At 61.9% G+C, this 16690-nt stretch carries 17 protein-coding genes; 12 read left to right on the forward strand and 5 right to left on the reverse strand.

Annotated elements, in window-relative coordinates:
• The 6 genes from AC0L2H_RS08840 (at position 1) to AC0L2H_RS08865 (ending at position 4914) form a co-directional block, all read left to right on the forward strand.
• Positions 1–687, forward strand: coding sequence for a DUF930 domain-containing protein (locus AC0L2H_RS08840; protein WP_473589835.1), 687 nt, complete (start codon positions 1–3; stop codon positions 685–687).
• Positions 688–881: 194 nt separating this feature from the next.
• Positions 882–1712, forward strand: a complete 831-nt coding sequence (locus tag AC0L2H_RS08845; RefSeq protein ID WP_473589836.1) for an aspartyl/asparaginyl beta-hydroxylase domain-containing protein — start codon at positions 882–884, stop codon at positions 1710–1712.
• Between the two features lie 78 nt (positions 1713–1790).
• A complete protein-coding gene (gene crcB, locus AC0L2H_RS08850; RefSeq protein ID WP_473589837.1) occupies positions 1791–2165 on the forward strand; it encodes a fluoride efflux transporter CrcB in 375 nt (124 codons plus the stop codon).
• A 39-nt stretch (positions 2166–2204) separates the two neighbouring features.
• A complete protein-coding gene (locus AC0L2H_RS08855; protein WP_473589838.1) occupies positions 2205–3185 on the forward strand; it encodes an RluA family pseudouridine synthase in 981 nt (326 codons plus the stop codon).
• 49 nt (positions 3186–3234) lie between these two features.
• On the forward strand, positions 3235–4110 hold the full coding sequence (locus AC0L2H_RS08860; RefSeq protein ID WP_473589920.1) for a DMT family transporter: 876 nt from the start codon (positions 3235–3237) through the stop codon (positions 4108–4110).
• A 12-nt stretch (positions 4111–4122) separates the two neighbouring features.
• Positions 4123–4914 carry an ATP12 family chaperone protein gene (locus AC0L2H_RS08865; RefSeq protein WP_473589839.1) on the forward strand — a complete coding sequence of 264 codons (792 nt, stop codon included), beginning with the start codon at positions 4123–4125 and terminating at the stop codon, positions 4912–4914.
• A 91-nt stretch (positions 4915–5005) separates the two neighbouring features.
• Here the strand turns inward: AC0L2H_RS08865 and AC0L2H_RS08870 are convergent, their stop codons facing one another.
• The gene (locus AC0L2H_RS08870) at positions 5006–5173 is read right to left on the reverse strand and encodes a hypothetical protein (RefSeq protein ID WP_473589840.1); all 168 of its coding nucleotides are present in this window, start codon (positions 5171–5173) and stop codon (positions 5006–5008) included.
• Positions 5174–5208: 35 nt separating this feature from the next.
• On the opposite strand from AC0L2H_RS08870, the gene AC0L2H_RS08875 reads away from it, so the two are divergent.
• Positions 5209–7098 carry an MFS transporter gene (locus tag AC0L2H_RS08875; RefSeq protein ID WP_473589841.1) on the forward strand — a complete coding sequence of 630 codons (1890 nt, stop codon included), beginning with the start codon at positions 5209–5211 and terminating at the stop codon, positions 7096–7098.
• A gap of 86 nt (positions 7099–7184) precedes the next feature.
• Here AC0L2H_RS08875 and AC0L2H_RS08880 read toward each other — a convergent pair whose 3' ends face one another.
• A complete protein-coding gene (locus AC0L2H_RS08880; protein ID WP_473589842.1) occupies positions 7185–7385 on the reverse strand; it encodes a DUF2735 domain-containing protein in 201 nt (66 codons plus the stop codon).
• A 320-nt stretch (positions 7386–7705) separates the two neighbouring features.
• Between AC0L2H_RS08880 and AC0L2H_RS08885 the strand changes: the two genes are divergently transcribed.
• Entirely contained in the window at positions 7706–8743 is a 1038-nt protein-coding gene (locus AC0L2H_RS08885; protein WP_473589843.1) for a glutamine synthetase beta-grasp domain-containing protein, read from the forward strand.
• Between the two features lie 150 nt (positions 8744–8893).
• Here AC0L2H_RS08885 and glnA read toward each other — a convergent pair whose 3' ends face one another.
• Both glnA and AC0L2H_RS08895 read right to left on the reverse strand, forming a co-directional pair.
• A complete protein-coding gene (gene glnA, locus AC0L2H_RS08890; protein WP_107648165.1) occupies positions 8894–10303 on the reverse strand; it encodes a type I glutamate--ammonia ligase in 1410 nt (469 codons plus the stop codon).
• Between the two features lie 58 nt (positions 10304–10361).
• Positions 10362–10700, reverse strand: coding sequence for a P-II family nitrogen regulator (locus AC0L2H_RS08895; protein ID WP_006205430.1), 339 nt, complete (start codon positions 10698–10700; stop codon positions 10362–10364).
• 353 nt (positions 10701–11053) lie between these two features.
• On the opposite strand from AC0L2H_RS08895, the gene AC0L2H_RS08900 reads away from it, so the two are divergent.
• Positions 11054–12586 carry an NAD(P)H-hydrate dehydratase gene (locus tag AC0L2H_RS08900; RefSeq protein WP_473589844.1) on the forward strand — a complete coding sequence of 511 codons (1533 nt, stop codon included), beginning with the start codon at positions 11054–11056 and terminating at the stop codon, positions 12584–12586.
• Complete coding sequence (locus AC0L2H_RS08905) at positions 12583–14583, forward strand: hypothetical protein (RefSeq protein ID WP_473589845.1); 2001 nt, start codon at positions 12583–12585, stop codon at positions 14581–14583. Before AC0L2H_RS08900 ends, AC0L2H_RS08905 begins: the two co-directional genes overlap by 4 nt.
• 36 nt (positions 14584–14619) lie before the next feature.
• Here AC0L2H_RS08905 and AC0L2H_RS08910 read toward each other — a convergent pair whose 3' ends face one another.
• On the reverse strand, positions 14620–16152 hold the full coding sequence (locus AC0L2H_RS08910) for an acyl-CoA carboxylase subunit beta (RefSeq protein ID WP_473589846.1): 1533 nt from the start codon (positions 16150–16152) through the stop codon (positions 14620–14622).
• Positions 16153–16275: 123 nt separating this feature from the next.
• Between AC0L2H_RS08910 and AC0L2H_RS08915 the strand changes: the two genes are divergently transcribed.
• Together AC0L2H_RS08915 and AC0L2H_RS08920 are read left to right on the forward strand one after the other, a co-directional pair.
• The gene (locus AC0L2H_RS08915; protein ID WP_473589847.1) at positions 16276–16512 is read left to right on the forward strand and encodes a transcriptional regulator; all 237 of its coding nucleotides are present in this window, start codon (positions 16276–16278) and stop codon (positions 16510–16512) included.
• Between the two features lie 6 nt (positions 16513–16518).
• The gene (locus AC0L2H_RS08920; RefSeq protein ID WP_473589848.1) at positions 16519–16680 is read left to right on the forward strand and encodes a type II toxin-antitoxin system RelE/ParE family toxin; all 162 of its coding nucleotides are present in this window, start codon (positions 16519–16521) and stop codon (positions 16678–16680) included.
• The last annotated feature ends 10 nt before the right edge of the window (positions 16681–16690 follow it).

Genomic DNA, 16690 nt, shown 5'->3' on the forward strand with positions numbered 1-16690 from the left:
TTGGCGCGCGCGGCCGTCCTTGCGCCCGTCATTGCACCCTGGGGCGACAACCTGCCCTGGGGCATTTCGGCTTCGCTCGTCCTGCACATGATGCTCGCCGCCACGCTGGCGCTGATGCCGATGCCGAAGCGCCCGAAACAGCTGCAGGAGGAACGGGTTTCGGTCGAGATACTGACGCCGGAACAACTCCAGCCGCCAACAGATGCGAAGCCTGCGCCAGCAGCAGCCGCTGCGCCGGTTCCTTCCCCTGTCACCGCGGCGCCTTTGCAGGAGGCGCTACCGCCAGCGACAGCGCCTCCGGCCATGATCCGTCCGACGGAAATGCTGTCGGCAAAGACGCTCGCCGATCCACGCAGCAGGCAGGCGCGCGCCGATCTTGCGACATTGGCCTCCGACGAGCGCATGGTGCAGCTCTGCAATCTCGAGGCAATGGATCAGATCCGCAAATGGCGGGCTGATTTCCAGCCGGAACGGGTGGTGCCTTACGCGATGGGCGAGGAGACGATCTCCGCAACCTCCATCACCGCCAACGGAGCAGCCTTCCGCAGCCGCAGGAACTGGTACGCGCTGAAGTTCACATGCGAGCTGGCACGGGATGGCGAAAGCGTCACCGGCTTCGCGTTCCTGGTCGGCGATCCCGTGTCCCGTGAAAAGTGGGACGAGCTCGGCCTGCCAGCGGTGCATTGACATGTGTTCCGACACGGGATGCCGAATCTGAGCCGATCAGGTACAGTGTCGCCGGCAAGTCACAGTAGTGTGATGTGTACCGTGGAATAAAAAATTCTATCAAAGCGCGCGGCCGGCCGGGGTGCGCCGCCAGATTGGGCCAGATTTGGCCAAGACCATTTTTCGAAGAAGGATCGCGCATAGCGCGTGGAAAAATGACCAAGAAACTTCGCAAATCCCTTCGGCAGTTTGCTATTGCCGCTCCGCTGCTTGCGCTCGGCTTCTACTTCATCCCGATCCTGACCATGATCTGGATCGTCTGCGGCCTGATCGACGTGCTGCGCAATCACAATAAGAATCTGTCGCTGTTCCGCGGCTATTTTCTCGGCAATGGCATCTTCACCTGGCTGCTGTCGCCCTTCAACCTGTTGGTCGATCTGCTGTGCTACAGAAACCCGGGCGTCTGGAAGCTGGAGCAGTTTCCGCCGGACTATCAGCGCGAAGTCAACGAGGTTCTCGACGTCTTCAAGGCGCGCAAGGATGAGATCATCGCCGATATCGACGCCAATTTCGGCACCGGCCGGCGCGGCATGTATGTCTACCAGTGGTACGGCAAGCACAAGATCGACAACGTCGCGGAATTCAACAAGGACTTCAAATACATCAAGACCATCGCCGTGTCGGTGTTCAAGGGCAAGGAATCGACCTCCTGGCATTTCGGACCGCTGCGGCTCAGCCTGCGCATTCTCTACAATCTTCTTCCGGTGAAGGCCGAGGTTTTCGTCGAGTGCAACAACGCCAGGAACTACTGGCACGACAATCCGCTCTACATTTTCGACGACACGCTGCTGCATCGCTCGGTCAACGAATATGATGGGCCCCGCTATTGCGTCTTCATGGACATCATCCGGCCGTCGCCATTCCCCGGCCTCATCGCCGCTCTTCTCGCCATCGTCTCGGTCAGCGTCGAGCGGTTCAATTCCATGTTCTACAAAAACTGGAAGATGATCGGCTCGAGCAAGCCGAAGAAGGTCGAGGCGAACTGAGACAGGTAATCGGCGGAACGGTTTCCGCCGCCAGCAGCAGGGATTGACCCGGCGATCGGGCAGGGGCAGTAGACGGCAATGTTCAATCTCATTCTCGTTGTCGTCGGTGGCGGAATTGGCGCCGGTATCCGCCATCTCACCAACATGGGTGCGCTGCGGCTTGTCGGCCCGAATTATCCCTGGGGCACGATGGCGATCAACATCGTCGGCTCCTTCGTCATGGGCCTGTTCATCGCCATCATGATGCGGCGTGGCGGATCAGCCGAACTCAGATTGTTTGTCGCCACCGGCATCCTGGGCGGCTTCACCACCTTCTCGGCTTTCTCGCTCGATTTCGCGACGCTATGGGAGCGGGGCGCTGCGCTGCCGGCGTTCGGCTATGCGCTCGCCAGCGTCCTTGGCGCGATCATCGCCCTGTTTCTGGGTCTTTGGCTCGCAAGAAGCCTGCCTTAATGCTATTGCCCCCGTTCTAAACGGGGTAAAGCGAGAAAAATGGCAGGCGTTGAACAGATCACAGTGGAGGCCGGTGAGGCGGGCATGCGGCTCGATCGCTGGTTCAAGACCCATTTCCCGGGTCTCGGCTTCGGCCATCTGCAAAAGCTCTTGCGCTCCGGCCAGATCCGCGTCGACGGCGGCCGGGTGAAGGCCGACACCCGCGTCGAACCGGGGCAGATGGTCCGCGTGCCGCCGCTCGAAGTCGACAAGAAGGGCGAGAGCCCGCTCACCGGCCACTCGATCCGCAACCAGGGCGATGCCGACGTGCTCGCCAAAATGCTGATCCATGAGGACCCGAAGGTCTTCGTCTTCAACAAGCCGGCGGGCCTCGCCGTTCAGGGCGGCTCGGGCGTCACCCGCAATGTCGACGACATGCTCGAAACCTGGCGCAATCAAAAGGGCGAAAAACCGCGACTGGTGCACCGGCTCGACCGCGACACGTCGGGCGTGCTTGTCGTTGCCCGTACCAGGCTTGCGGCCATGAAGCTTTCCGAGGCGTTCCGGGCGCGCGAGACCAAGAAAACCTATTGGGCCCTGGTCAAGGGCGTGCCGCCGAAGCGCGAGGACAAGATCTCGACCTGGCTGATCAAGGAGCCGACGCCCGACGGCGACCGCGTGCGCGTGGCCGCGCATGGTGAGAAGGGCGCCGACCACGCGGTGTCGTACTATCGCGTCATCGAGCAGGCGGCACAGACGATGACCTGGCTTGAAATGGAACCCTATACCGGCCGCACCCATCAGCTTCGCGTCCATGCCGCCTATATCGGCTGCCCGATTATCGGCGACCCCAAATATTTCGAGGCCGATACCAATTGGGATTTCCCCGGCGGCATTCAAAACCGCCTGCATCTGCATGCGCGCCGCATCGTCATTCCGCATCCCGACAAGGGCGTCATCGATGTGACCGCGCCGATGCCGCCGCATATGCGCCAGAGCTGGAACCTGATCGGCTTCGACGACGCCAGCGCGGAGGAGTAGGGCAGTGGGCGTCGCCACCGACACGCTTGACCGCCGCGACGCGATCGACATGGCGGCGGCCGCGATCATGGTCGGGCTGACGTTTTCCTGGGGCCTGAATTATGTCGCCGCCAAGATCTCGTATGCTGGCTACGATCCCGTTTTCCTGTCGGTCGCGCGCTCCATCATCGGTGGTCTTTGCGTTTTTGGCTGGTGCTGCTGGCGCGGCATCAAGCTGTTCACGCCCGACAAGACCCTTGTCGCGGGCATCGTGGTGGGTGTGCTCTTCGGCATCGAGTTTCTGTTTCTTTATGTCGGGCTGGAACACACGACGGTTGCCCGCAACACGCTTCTGGTCAACACCATGCCGTTCTGGGTGCTGGTCGGCGGTCATTTCCTGCTGGACGAGCGCATAACGACCCGCAAGCTCCTTGGTCTTCTCTTGGCTTTCGCCGGTCTGGTCGCCGTATTCTCCGACAAGGCGGGCGCCGGCAACGGCGTGACATTGACTGGTGACCTGCTCAGCCTTGGCGCCGGCATCCTTTGGGCTCTGACCAGCATCGTCATCAAGCGCTCGAAACTGGCCGAGACCAGCGCCGAGAAGTTGCTGCTCTATCAACTGGCCGGCGCCATCCTGGTCGGCGTCCTGGTGTTGCCTTTCGCCGGCCCGCCCGTCCGCGACTTTGCTGCCTTGCCGACATTGGCCCTGCTGTTCCAGGCTGTCTACGTCGTCGCCTTCACCTATGTTCTCTGGTTCTGGCTGCTCAGGCGCTATCCGGCATCGGGCCTGTCGAGTTTCACCTTCCTGTCGCCGGTGTTCGGTGTGCTGTGTGGCGCCGTCATCTTGAACGAGCCGCTGACCGTCCGCATTTTCCTGGCGCTCGGTCTGATCGCCGCCGGCCTGATTATCGTCAACCGGCCCGCGCGCAAGCTGGCACCCGTGTAAGAGAGACCTTCCATGCGCGATATCCTCAACGACCTTGAAGCGGCAAAGCAGCTTTCCGATCCGGATCCGGTGCGCCGCGCCCAGATCCAGATGAAGACGCAATTGCCGAAACGCTTCTACAAAGCCGTCTCGGTCGCACCGCTCGACGACGGTTTTGCCGTTCATCTCGACGGCAAGCCGGTGCGCACGCCGGGCAAGGCGCTTCTGGTGCTGCCAAACGAAAAGGCTGCCCGCCTGGTCGCCGACGAATTCGCCGTGCAGGGCGAGACCATCGACCCGGTGACCATGCCGGTCATGCGTCTCGTCAACACGGCCATAGACGGTGTCGCCAGCGACCCGCAGGCGGTGCTGGAAGACATCTTGCGCTTCGCCTCGTCCGACCTGCTCTGCTATCGCGCCGACGCACCGCAAGGGCTCGTCGACCGGCAGAACGAGCATTGGGATCCAGTCATCGACTGGGCGCGGACGGCGCTCGGTGCGCGGTTCCATCTCGCCGAAGGGGTGATCCATGTCGAGCAGCCGCGCGAGACAATCGCCGTGCTGGGCGTCCATTTTGCCCAGCGCAAGGATCCGCTGCGGCTGGCGTCGATCCACGTCATGACCTCGCTGACGGGATCGGCGCTGCTGGCGCTGGCGGTCGACTTCGGCGAACTCGACGGCGAGGCGGCCTGGACCGCCGGCCATGTCGACGAGGACTGGCAGGCCGAGCACTGGGGCCAGGATGCGGAAGCCGTCGCGCGCCGCTCGGCCCGCAAGCGCGACATGATGGCGGCCGTCAGCCTGCTTGAAGCGCTCAAGGGCTGAAGCGTTCACCGCGGCGCGGGCTTTCGCGCCGATGCGTTAGAGCGACGTGCGTCCGGTTGGACGCACTAAGTACGCTCTAACATTTTTGAATCTATGCATCGTGCTTTCCGAAGATCGTTCCGATATTCGGGCCGATGCATTCGACCAAAGTCATAATCCCAAGGTTGGTCTGCCGCCGGACGGCACTTTCTGTCATTTCTTCCGCCGATGGCCGTGCCGTTCCGCTTTCGGAAGAGAACGCGGACATGATGCGCAGCATCGAAGACAGCCGGAATCTCACGGGAGGACATATCAATGGCAATGGCATCGACCGCCGGCAGCGTAAGCCGCGGCATGACGCGGGAGGAGAAGAAGGTCATCTTCGCTTCCTCGCTCGGCACCGTTTTCGAATGGTACGATTTCTATCTCTATGGCTCTCTGGCAGTGTTCATCGGTTCGACTTTCTTCAGTCCAACCATTCCGGAAGCCACGCGCAATATCTTCGCGCTGCTGGCGTTCGCCGCCGGCTTCCTGGTGCGTCCGTTCGGCGCGCTGCTATTCGGCCGCATCGGCGACCTTGTCGGCCGCAAATATACTTTCCTTGTCACCATGACGATCATGGGCCTGTCGACCTTCCTGGTTGGCTTGCTGCCTGGATATGCGACTTTGGGCATCGCCGCGCCGATCATCCTGATCGTCCTGCGCATGCTGCAGGGCCTGGCGCTCGGCGGTGAATATGGCGGTGCGGCAACCTATGTCGCCGAGCATGCGCCGGACGACCGCCGCGGCTACTACACGTCGTGGATCCAGACGACGGCAACGCTCGGCCTGTTCCTATCGCTGATCGTCATCCTGATCGTCCAGGGTTCGATGGCCAAGGAAACCTACGCCGCCTGGGGCTGGCGCATTCCGTTCATCGTCTCCTTCCTGCTGCTTGGCATTTCGATCTGGATCCGGCTTTCATTGTCTGAATCGCCGACCTTCCAGCGCATGAAGGACGAGGGCAAAGGCTCCAAGGCGCCGCTGACGGAAGCCTTTGGCCAATGGAAAAATGCCAAGATCGCCATACTGGCGCTGTTCGGCCTCACCGCCGGTCAGGCAGTGATCTGGTACAACGGCCAGTTCTACGCGCTGTTCTTCCTGACCAACGTGCTCAAGGTCGATGCGCAGTCGGTCAACATCATGATCGCGATTGCGCTGGCAATCGGGTCGATCTTCTTCGTCGTGTTCGGCTGGCTCTCCGACAAGATCGGCCGCAAGCCGATCATCATGGCTGGCCTCGCATTGGGAATTGTCTGCACCTTCCCGCTGTTCAAGGCACTGACCTGGGCCGCCAATCCGGCGCTGGCCACCGCGCAGCAGAACACGCGTGCGACGGTGACGGCGGCACCCGGGGACTGCAGGTTCCAGTTCAATCCGGTCGGCACGGCGAAGTTCACGACATCCTGCGATATCGCGACTTCGTTCCTGACCAAGAACTCGGTGCCTTATGATGTGGTGGCAACGGCTGCGCCCGGAACGGCTGCGTCGGTCAAGATCGGTAACGAGACGGTAGAGTCCTACGACGCCATCGCCGCTGGCGATCAGGCGAAAGCCAAGGACGCCGCCTTCGTCAAGGCCGTCAACATGTCCTTGCAGGACGGCGGCTATCCGCTGAAGCGGGCGGCAATCAAGGTGCCGGACCAGAAGCTTGACGGTTTCGTCGCGGCCAATCCGGAACTGAAGCTCGATGCCACCGCCATCCGCGCTGGCGAGAAGGCGACGGTTCCGACAGACCAGGCGATCAGGGACAAGCTGCTGACTGCCGAGGAGGCAGCGGGTGCGCCCGAGGTCACCGTCTACAACATACCGGGCGGTGGCGCCTTCGCCATGTTCGCCGACCCGGCCGCGGTCAACTGGCCGATGACGATCGGTATCCTGTTCATCCTCGTGCTGTTCGTGACCATGGTCTACGGTCCGATCGCCGCGATCCTGGTCGAGATGTTTCCGACCCGCATCCGCTACACTGGCATGTCGCTGCCTTACCACATCGGCAATGGCTGGTTCGGCGGCCTGTTGCCGGCGACGGTGTTCGCGCTCAGCGCCTACAAGGGCGATATCTACTATGGTCTCTGGTATCCCGTGATCATCGCGGCGATGTCCCTGATCATCGGCATGATCTTCGTCAAGGATACGCTGGGAACCGACCTGCACGCCAAAGAGTAGGCGACTGTTCCGCCTTCAAAGACAAAGCCCGGCGCGAACGATCGCGCCGGGCTTTTGCGTTTTCAGGGTACGATAATTCTGCGGCTTCAACTCTTTCGAGTTTGTTTGGCTTCGTCCTCGATGGCGGCCTCGTGGTACCAGGCGTCGCCGAAATCCGCGCTGACATTGCGCAAGGAGGCAAGCTCTGCCGCGAACTTAGCCTTTCCGCTTAAATTTGAGGCAGAAGTGCGCGCTGCCACCGGGAACATCAGGATCTTGGCCGAGGGACGGGTCGGAGTGATTTCCATTGCCGGCCTCCTTTCTTCTGCCGAACGATATCGATTCAACCTTTTCGTAAAATAGGTGTTGCAATCCATTTAAGCAATATGCCTATGAAAAGATCAGTATTTGCCTAAGATTTATGCAACATCTGCTTTTGATTGATCTTGCCGCATTGCTTAGACGGCTTGGCGGGTTTGCCGGGTTGCCGGGCCATTTTTGCCGCACCTCTCAAGCCGAGAATGGCACACGATTTGCATTTTAATGAACCGGCAGGTCGGCTGCTGGGTGGTTCGGCTTGCGCCGGCGTCATCCAGAAGTTCGGTTTATCAAGCAACGAGAGGTCAGAATGACGAAGTACAAGCTCGAGTATATTTGGCTCGATGGATACACCCCGGTTCCCAACCTTCGGGGCAAGACCCAGATCAAGGAATTCGCCGAGTTTCCGGCGCTCGAGCAGCTTCCGCTGTGGGGCTTCGACGGCTCTTCGACCATGCAGGCCGAGGGCCACAGCTCCGACTGCGTGCTGAAGCCGGTCGCCGTCTATCCGGATCCGGCGCGCACCAACGGCGTGCTCGTCATGTGCGAGGTGATGATGCCGGACGGGGTTACGCCGCATGCATCCAACAAGCGCGCCACCATCCTCGACGACGAGGGCGCCTGGTTCGGTTTCGAGCAGGAGTATTTCTTCTACAAGGACGGCCGCCCGCTCGGCTTCCCCGACAGCGGCTATCCCGCGCCGCAGGGTCCTTACTACACCGGCGTCGGCTATTCCAATGTCGGCTCCGTCGCGCGTCAGATCGTCGAGGAGCATCTCGACCAGTGCCTCGCGGCCGGCATCAACCACGAGGGCATCAACGCCGAAGTGGCCAAGGGCCAGTGGGAATTCCAGATCTTCGGCAAGGGCTCCAAGAAGGCCGCCGACCAGATGTGGATGGCCCGCTACCTCCTGCAGCGCCTCACCGAGAAATACGGCATCGACATCGAGTATCACTGCAAGCCGCTGGGCGACACCGACTGGAACGGCTCCGGCATGCACGCCAACTTCTCGACCACCCATATGCGCGAAGTCGGCGGCAAGGACTATTTCGAGGCGCTGATGGCGGCCTTCGACAAGAACCTGATGGACCACATCGCCGTCTACGGCCCGGACAACGACAAGCGCCTGACCGGCAAGCACGAGACCGCGCCGTGGAACAGGTTCAGCTACGGCATCGCCGACCGCGGCGCCTCGATCCGAGTGCCGCATTCCTTCATCAACAATGGCTACAAGGGCTATCTCGAGGATCGCCGCCCGAACTCGCAGGGCGACCCCTACCAGATCGCTTCGCAGATCCTGAAGACGATCGCCAGCGTCGACACGGCTGAGAAGAAGGCCGCTGCCTGAGCATTCCTCACGGCGCAGACCTCAGCGGTCTGCGCCGTGACGCAGCTCTGTCATGTCGGCGGCGCTTGGTGGCCTGGCTCTTACGACGAATGACATGAAAAAACCCCGGCGTCATCTGCGCCGGGGTTTCTTGTTTCGGAACCGGCCTGGTCAGATCGAATAATACATGTCGTATTCGACCGGATGCGGGGTCATTTCGAAGCGCATCACCTCGGCCATCTTGAGCTCGATATAGCTGTCGATCTGGTCGTCGTCGAAGACGCCGCCGGCTTTCAGGAAGCCGCGGTCCTTGTCGAGGCTCTGCAGGGCTTCGCGCAGCGAGCCGCAGACGGTCGGGATCTTCTTCAACTCCTTCGGTGGCAGGTCGTAGAGATCCTTGTCCATCGGCTGGCCCGGATGGATCTTGTTCTTGATGCCGTCGAGGCCGGCCATCAGCATGGCGGCGAAGGCGAGGTAGGGGTTCGCGCCCGGATCGGGGAAACGGACCTCGACGCGCTTGGACTTCGGCGACGAGCCGAACGGAATGCGGCAGGAGGCCGAGCGGTTGCGCGCCGAATAGGCGAGCAGCACCGGCGCTTCATAGCCTGGCACCAGGCGCTTGTAGGAGTTGGTCAGCGGGTTGGTGAAGGCGTTGATCGCCTTGGCGTGCTTGATGATACCGCCGATATAGAACAGGCAGCTTTCCGACAGGCCGGCATACTCATTGCCGGCGAAGGTGGGCTTGCCGCCCTTCCAGATCGACTGATGGACATGCATGCCCGAGCCGTTGTCGCCGAACACCGGCTTCGGCATGAAGGTGGCCGTCTTGCCATAGGCGTTGGCGACCTGGTGGACGACATATTTGTAGATCAGCATCTTGTCGGCGTTGCGGACCAGCGTGTCGAACTTGATGCCGAGCTCGTGCTGGGCGGCCGCGACCTCATGGTGGTGCTTTTCGACGCGCACGCCCATTTCGGCGAGCACGGTCAGCATTTCCGAGCGCATGTCCTGTGCCGAATCGATCGGCGGTACCGGAAAATAGCCGCCCTTGATGCGCGGACGGTGGCCGAGATTGCCGGTCTCATAGTCGGTGTCGTCATTGGACGGCAGTTCGGTGGAGTCCAGCTTGAAGCCGGTGTTGTAAGGGTCGGCCTTGTACTTGACGTCGTCGAATACGAAGAACTCGGCTTCCGGGCCGACGAAGATCTGGTCGCCGATGCCTTCCGCCTTCATATAGGCCTCGGCCTTCTTGGCGGTGCCGCGCGGGTCGCGGTTGTAGGACTCGCCCGAGATCGGGTCGAGGATGTCGCACAGGATGACCATCGTCGACTGCGCGAAGAACGGGTCCATATGCACCGTTTCAGGGTCGGGCATCAGCACCATGTCGGACTCGTTGATCGCCTTCCAGCCGGCGATGGAGGAGCCGTCGAACATGACGCCATCGGCAAACATGTCTTCCTCGACCTCGACGACATCCATCGTCACGTGCTGCAGCTTGCCCTTCGGATCGGTGAAGCGCAGATCGACGAACTTCACGTCGTTGTCCTTGATCTGCTTCATGATGTCTTTGGCTGTCGTCATGTCATTTCTTCCCTGTGTGGTGACGTTTCGAGGAGACGGTAATCTGAAATCAGAAACCTCAGACGGCGTCCATCCCTGTTTCGCCGGTGCGGATGCGCACGACCTCCTCGATGTTGGAGACGAAGATCTTTCCGTCGCCGATACGGCCGGTCTGGGCCGCCTTGCGGATGGCTTCGATGGCGCCTTCGACCGCATCGTCGCCGAGCACGACCTCGATTTTCACCTTGGGCAGAAAATCGACGACATATTCGGCGCCGCGATAAAGTTCGGTATGGCCCTTCTGCCGGCCGAAGCCCTTGGCTTCGGTAACGGTAATGCCTTGCAGCCCGGCCTCCTGAAGCGCTTCCTTCACTTCGTCTAGCTTGAACGGCTTGATGATCGCTTCGATCTTTTTCATGTAGTAAGTGGCCTCCACTGCCAAAAAGACGGGTTGTGAGCCCCGCTTGCGCCTCCTTCAAGCACGAACTGTGCCAATTGAGAGGGTTAGAAGCGGCGTTACGCGATTTCAATGCCATGTCGCGCCGGGATGCAAATTCGCGTCATCCGCTGCATTGGATGCGTCATGGGCGCTCGGAACCTACACATTGCCAATCACTGCGTCCGCACAATAATGGGGCAGGAAGCACATTTCATAGGCACTTACGCACAGGGTTGGCTTTGAACGTTGCATTGGCGGATTGTGTTGTCTCTGCGATGTTTGCCTCAAACCGAAAACTGGACAATGCTTGCGCAAATGCGGGTCGGCAATCCATGAGCAATGAACTTTTGTCTCCGACCGAGATGGCCGAGGCCGACCGGCTGACGATTGCGGCAGGGCCACTCGATGGCTTCGGCCTGATGCGGCGCGCCGGCGAGGCGGTCGCAGCCGTGGTGCTGGCTCGCTATCCCCAGGCGAGCCCCGTCCATGTCCTGTGCGGCCCCGGCAACAACGGAGGCGATGGCTACGTCGTCGCCGGCATTCTGAGGGCCAGCGCCGTCGAGGTCCTGCTTTGGGCATCCGGCCCGCCCAGGGCCGGCAGCGATGCGGCGCTCGCTGCTTCGCGGTGCCCGATCAAACCTCGTCCGCTGGCCGAGTTTGTTGCCGAGACGGGCTCGGTCGTGGTCGACGCGCTCTATGGGGCAGGGCTGTCCAAGCAACTCGCCGGCGATGCCGTAATCGCAGTCGACAGGGTGACCAGACTGAACCTGCCCGTCGTCGCGGTCGATCTGCCCTCGGGCGTTTCCGGCGCAAGTGGCGAAGTCCTCGGCCGGGCATTCCGCGCCGAGGTCACGGTGACGTTCGCGCGCAAAAAGCCGGGACATTTGCTGCTGCCGGGGCGCGCGATGTGCGGCGAACTGGTGCTTGCCGACATCGGCATCGGCGACGGCATCATTGCGCAGCTTGAACCACGAACCTTCGAAAACACCCCGCCGCTTTGGGTGGGTAGCTTCCCGGTTCCCGCTGTCGACGCGCACAAATACAGGCGCGGCCATGTCGGTGTTTTCTCCGGCGGGCTTTCGGCGACGGGTGCGGCGCGGCTGTCGGCGCTGGCCGCTGCCAAAAGCGGGGCAGGGGCGGTGACCGTGCTGTCGCCGGCCAATGCCATGCAGGTGAATGCCGCGCATCTGACCTCGATCATGTTGCGCAAGGCCGACACCGTTGCCGACCTGCACGGCTTCATAGGCGAGCGCCGGCCCTCGGCCTTTGTCCTCGGCCCGGGCTTTGGCGTCGGTGAAAAGGCACGGGATTTTGCCCTTGCCGTACTAGGTGCAGGACGGCACGGCGCCGCCGGCGGGATCGACGGACTGGTGCTCGATGCCGATGGCATCACCTCACTTCGCGACGCGCCTGAGTTGCTTTTCGAAGCCGCTCGTCTGCCGGACGCCCCCGCCCTGGTGCTGACCCCGCATGAGGGTGAATTCGCCAGGTTGTTTGCCGATATCGCCGGGGACAAGACCCTGTCCAAGCTGGCCAGGGCGCGCGCCGCCGCCGAGCGCGCCAACGCCGTCATCATCTACAAGGGCGCCGACACGGTGATCGCTGCACCGGATGGCAGGGCGGCAATCAACGGGAATGGTGCGCCGTGGCTCGCCACCGCCGGCTCCGGCGACGTGCTGGCAGGAATCATCGCCGGACTGTTGGCGCAAGGCATGCCGGCTTTCGAAACGGCCTGCGCGGCGGTCTGGATCCATGCCGAGGCGGGCAGCCGTTCTGGGCCAGGGCTGATCGCCGAGGATCTGCCGTCGGCGCTGGTGCCGGTGCTGCGCGAGCTTGTCGACAGGCGCAACGGGGTCGCGCGATGAGCCTCCGATTTGCTCTGCTCGCGGCGATCTTTTCCCTCTTCATAACGCATGCCGCTCGTGCCGAAGGGCCGGTATTGGTTGTCGACGATCCGGCCATTCTCGCTGCGCTCGACGCCAAGGGCTTCGGCTTCGCCGGTATTTTCGACCTCGATGGCAAGGGCGACCTGAAGACGCTTTACGACAAGGCGCCGGCCTATCATCAGATTGTTGAAACCGTTGCAGGCGACGTTGCCACGCTGCGCGTCGAGATGAAGGCCGGTGGGCGGCCCCTCTACGAAGTCACCGACGGCAATGTCGGCCGCATCATGGACATGCGGTGGCTGAAGACCGACGCCGCGCGCTTTCGCCTCGTCGGTGTCGTCAACCGGCTCGACCGGCGCGATTTCGCCGAGATGCGGGACGACAAGAGTTGCGGCGAGGTGCGTTTCATCTATCGCCTTGCCTACAGTTTTGGGAAAGGCGGCAAGGTTCTTGCCTCGCGCCTGCCGTTCAATTTCAACGCCGTCTACAGCGTCGCGACGGATGCCGATGGCGGCTGCGTCGGAGTTGCCGGACGCTGGACGCCGCAGCTCGATGAAAGCGTCGATGCCGGCTGGCTCATCGGCGGACCGCTGGAAAGGGCAGGGCTTGCCTTCAAGCAACTGGAGCTCAACGCCCAGGTGGTGCGCTTTCCCTCCGGCCAGGAAACCGAATTCGGCGGGCAGGCCGCCTATCTCATGCGGATTTTCGGCATCGACGGCACTGGTGCAAGCGAGAGGCCGTTGGAGAACACTCCGGATATCGCGCATCTTGCCGAAAATGCGGCGCTGAAGAGAAAACTCGCCGGCTATATCAGCGCCAATGTCACCGCGATCGATCTCGGCATCTACGAGATCCCCGACGAGTTCCTGGCGAAAAAGGTCATCTCATGGTCGACGTTCGGCAGCGCAAGGCAGGCCAACCACCCGTTTACGCAATTATTCCGGTCTGCGGATTTTGCCGGGCTCGATTATTCCGCCTTGAGGCTGGTGCGCACGCCGGAGGCGCTGGTCGAGCGGCTGGACAATGGCGCCTGCCAAGGTTGCCATCAGGCGGGTTCCACCGCCGGGTTCCATTTCATCGGCCTTGACGACAAGACGACCTCGCCGCTGAACCGCATCGAGGTCGGCATCTCGCCGCATCTCCACGCCGAACTGCCGCGGCGTGATGCCTGGCTGCGCGAGGTGGTTGAAGGCAAGGAGCCGAACCGTTTCCGCCCGCTGTCCTTCGCGCCGCCTGCCGTATGGAACGATGCCGACGAGATCGACTATGCGCCGGCCGAAATGGCGATGCCGTGCCTGACGCCGGAAGACGCAAATGGCTTCGGCCCGACCTGGCAATGCGGCGGCGGCACTGTCTGCACGCCGCTGGCCACCGCGTCAGGCGTGCGCACGACGCTGGCGCAATGCCTGTTGCCCAAGGACAGCGAAAAGATGTTCTCGGGCCATCCATGTCTGACAGGCTCGATCGCCAGCAATCCTGCACAGCCCTTCAACGATCGCTACCGCGTATCGGGCCAGTTCGCCGCCTTCGCGCCTGGCATTTCGCGCACCGCCTACACCTGCCGGCCACCGAAGATCGGCGTGCCGGCAGGCATCGCCTATCGCGGCTGCGACGACAAGGACCGCAGCTTCGCCGCCTTCAAACAGGGCAAACCGATGCCGAACGAGATCTGCGGGCTGGTCGGCGGCAAAAAATTCGACACCTGCGTGGCGACCAACAATTTCGACCAGTGCCTTGGCGGCGCGGTCAATCGCGGCAACCGGCCGGCCTGCTCGGCCGACCATTTCTGCCGCGAGGATTATATGTGCCAGTCGCTGCCGCCGGACACGCCGGGTGCTGCCAAGGTGGAAGGGATCGGCTTCTGCTCGCCGACTTATTTTATCTTCCAGATGCGCATCGACAATCATGCAACGCCATGGGCGGGCGCCGTCCGCGCCACCATGGGCGCCGGTTTCGGAGCAGCGAAAGCGGAGTGAGTCTTTGCTGTGGCCGCGTATGCGCTGCCAGCGATCTCACAGCGGGATGTTATCGTGCTTCTTCCAGGGGTTCTGCATATCCTTGTTGCGCAGCATCCTGAGCGCGCGGGCAATGCGGCGGCGGGTCGAATGCGGCATGATCACCTCGTCGACATAGCCGCGCTCGGCGGCGACGAAGGGCGACAGGAAGCGATCCTCGTAAGCCTTTGTATGCGCCGCGATCTTTTCCGCGTCGCCGATGTCCTTGCGATATATGATCTCGACCGCGCCCCTGGCACCCATCACGGCGATCTGCGCCGTCGGCCAGGCATAGTTCATGTCGCCGCGCAGATGCTTCGACGCCATCACGTCATAGGCGCCGCCATAGGCCTTCCTGGTGATGACGGTGATCTTCGGCACGGTCGCCTCGGCGTAGGCGAACAACAGCTTGGCGCCATGCTTGATCAGTCCGCCATATTCCTGCGCGGTGCCGGGCAGGAATCCCGGAACGTCGACGAAGGTGACGATTGGGATCGAGAAGCAATCGCAGAAGCGCACGAAACGCGCTGCCTTGCGGCTGGCATCCGAATCGAGAACGCCGGCCAGCACCATCGGCTGGTTGGCGACGAAGCCGACCGTGCGGCCCTCGACTCGCCCAAAACCGGTAACGATGTTCTTGGCGAAACTCTGCTGGATCTCGAAGAAGTCGCCCTCGTCGGCAATCTTGAGGATCAATTCCTTGATATCGTACGGCTTGTTGGCATTGTCGGGGATCAGCCGGTCGAGCGACAGATCGTGATCGGTGACCGACTGGTAGCATTCGATCTCGGGAATCTCGGCCGTGTTGGAAGCGGGCAGCAGATCGACCAGCCGGCGCATCTGCAACAGCGCCTCGACGTCATTGTCGTAGGCGCCGTCGGCGATCGAGGACTTCGTCGTATGGACGGAGGCGCCGCCCAGGCTCTCGGCGGTCACCGTCTCGTTGGTGACGGTCTTCACCACGTCCGGCCCGGTGACGAACATGTAGGAGGTGTCGCGCACCATGAAGATGAAGTCGGTCATCGCAGGCGAATAGACGTCGCCGCCGGCGCAGGGCCCCATGATCACCGAGATCTGCGGGATCACGCCGGAGGCCAGCACATTGCGCTGGAAAATCTCGGCATAGCCGCCGAGCGCCGCCACGCCCTCCTGGATGCGGGCGCCACCGGCGTCGTAGAGGCCGATGATCGGCGCGCGGTTGCGAAGCGCCATCTCCTGCACCTTGACCACTTTTTCGGCGTGCGCCTCCGACAGCGAGCCGCCGAACACGGTAAAATCCTTGGCGAAGACGTAGACCGGCCGGCCGTTGACGGTGCCCCAGCCTGTGACGACGCCATCGCCGGCGATCTTGGTTTTTTCCATGCCGAAGTCGGTCGAGCGGTGCTCGACATACATGTCGAACTCCTCGAACGAGCCCTCGTCGAGAAAGACGTCGATGCGCTCGCGAGCTGTCAGCTTGCCCTTCTTGTGCTGGGCGTCGATGCGGACCTGGCCACCGCCCATGCGCGCCATGTCGCGGCGACGCTCGAGTTCCTTCAGCACGTCCTTCATCGGTCGATCCCCAAAATGGAAAGCTGCATTTCGTGGTAATCATGCCGGCAAGGGAGCGCAAGCGTGACTCTCCCGCGGCGAAACTTCTTTGCAGGAATTCGCCCGATATGGCAGACTGAACTTATGAAGAACAACATTGAAATATCAGAGGATTTGAGTCGCCGGATCGACATCTTGGCCTCGCGCTCCACTCTGACTCGCAATCAGATCATTGAGGATGCACTGTCCCACGGCCGTTCCCTGGCGTGGCAGGAAAAGTGGGTCGCCGGTGTTCGGGCCGGAATCGAGGCCGCTGACCGTGACGACTTCGCAAACGAAGAAGAGATCGCGGCGGTTCTCAACAAATACAGTCGGGCATAAAGGTCTGTGCGAATTGTCTGGACCCGACATTATCTGATCGAGCTAGCATCAATCGGCGACTATATCGGCCAGCACAACCCGCGAGCCGCCGCCCGCGTCGTCAATGACATTCATTCAAAGACTGCTCGGCTGCTGTCCGCCAATCCGTTCATCGGACGCATCGGTTAAATCGAAGGCA

Source organism: Mesorhizobium sp. WSM4871 (assembly GCF_055811295.1).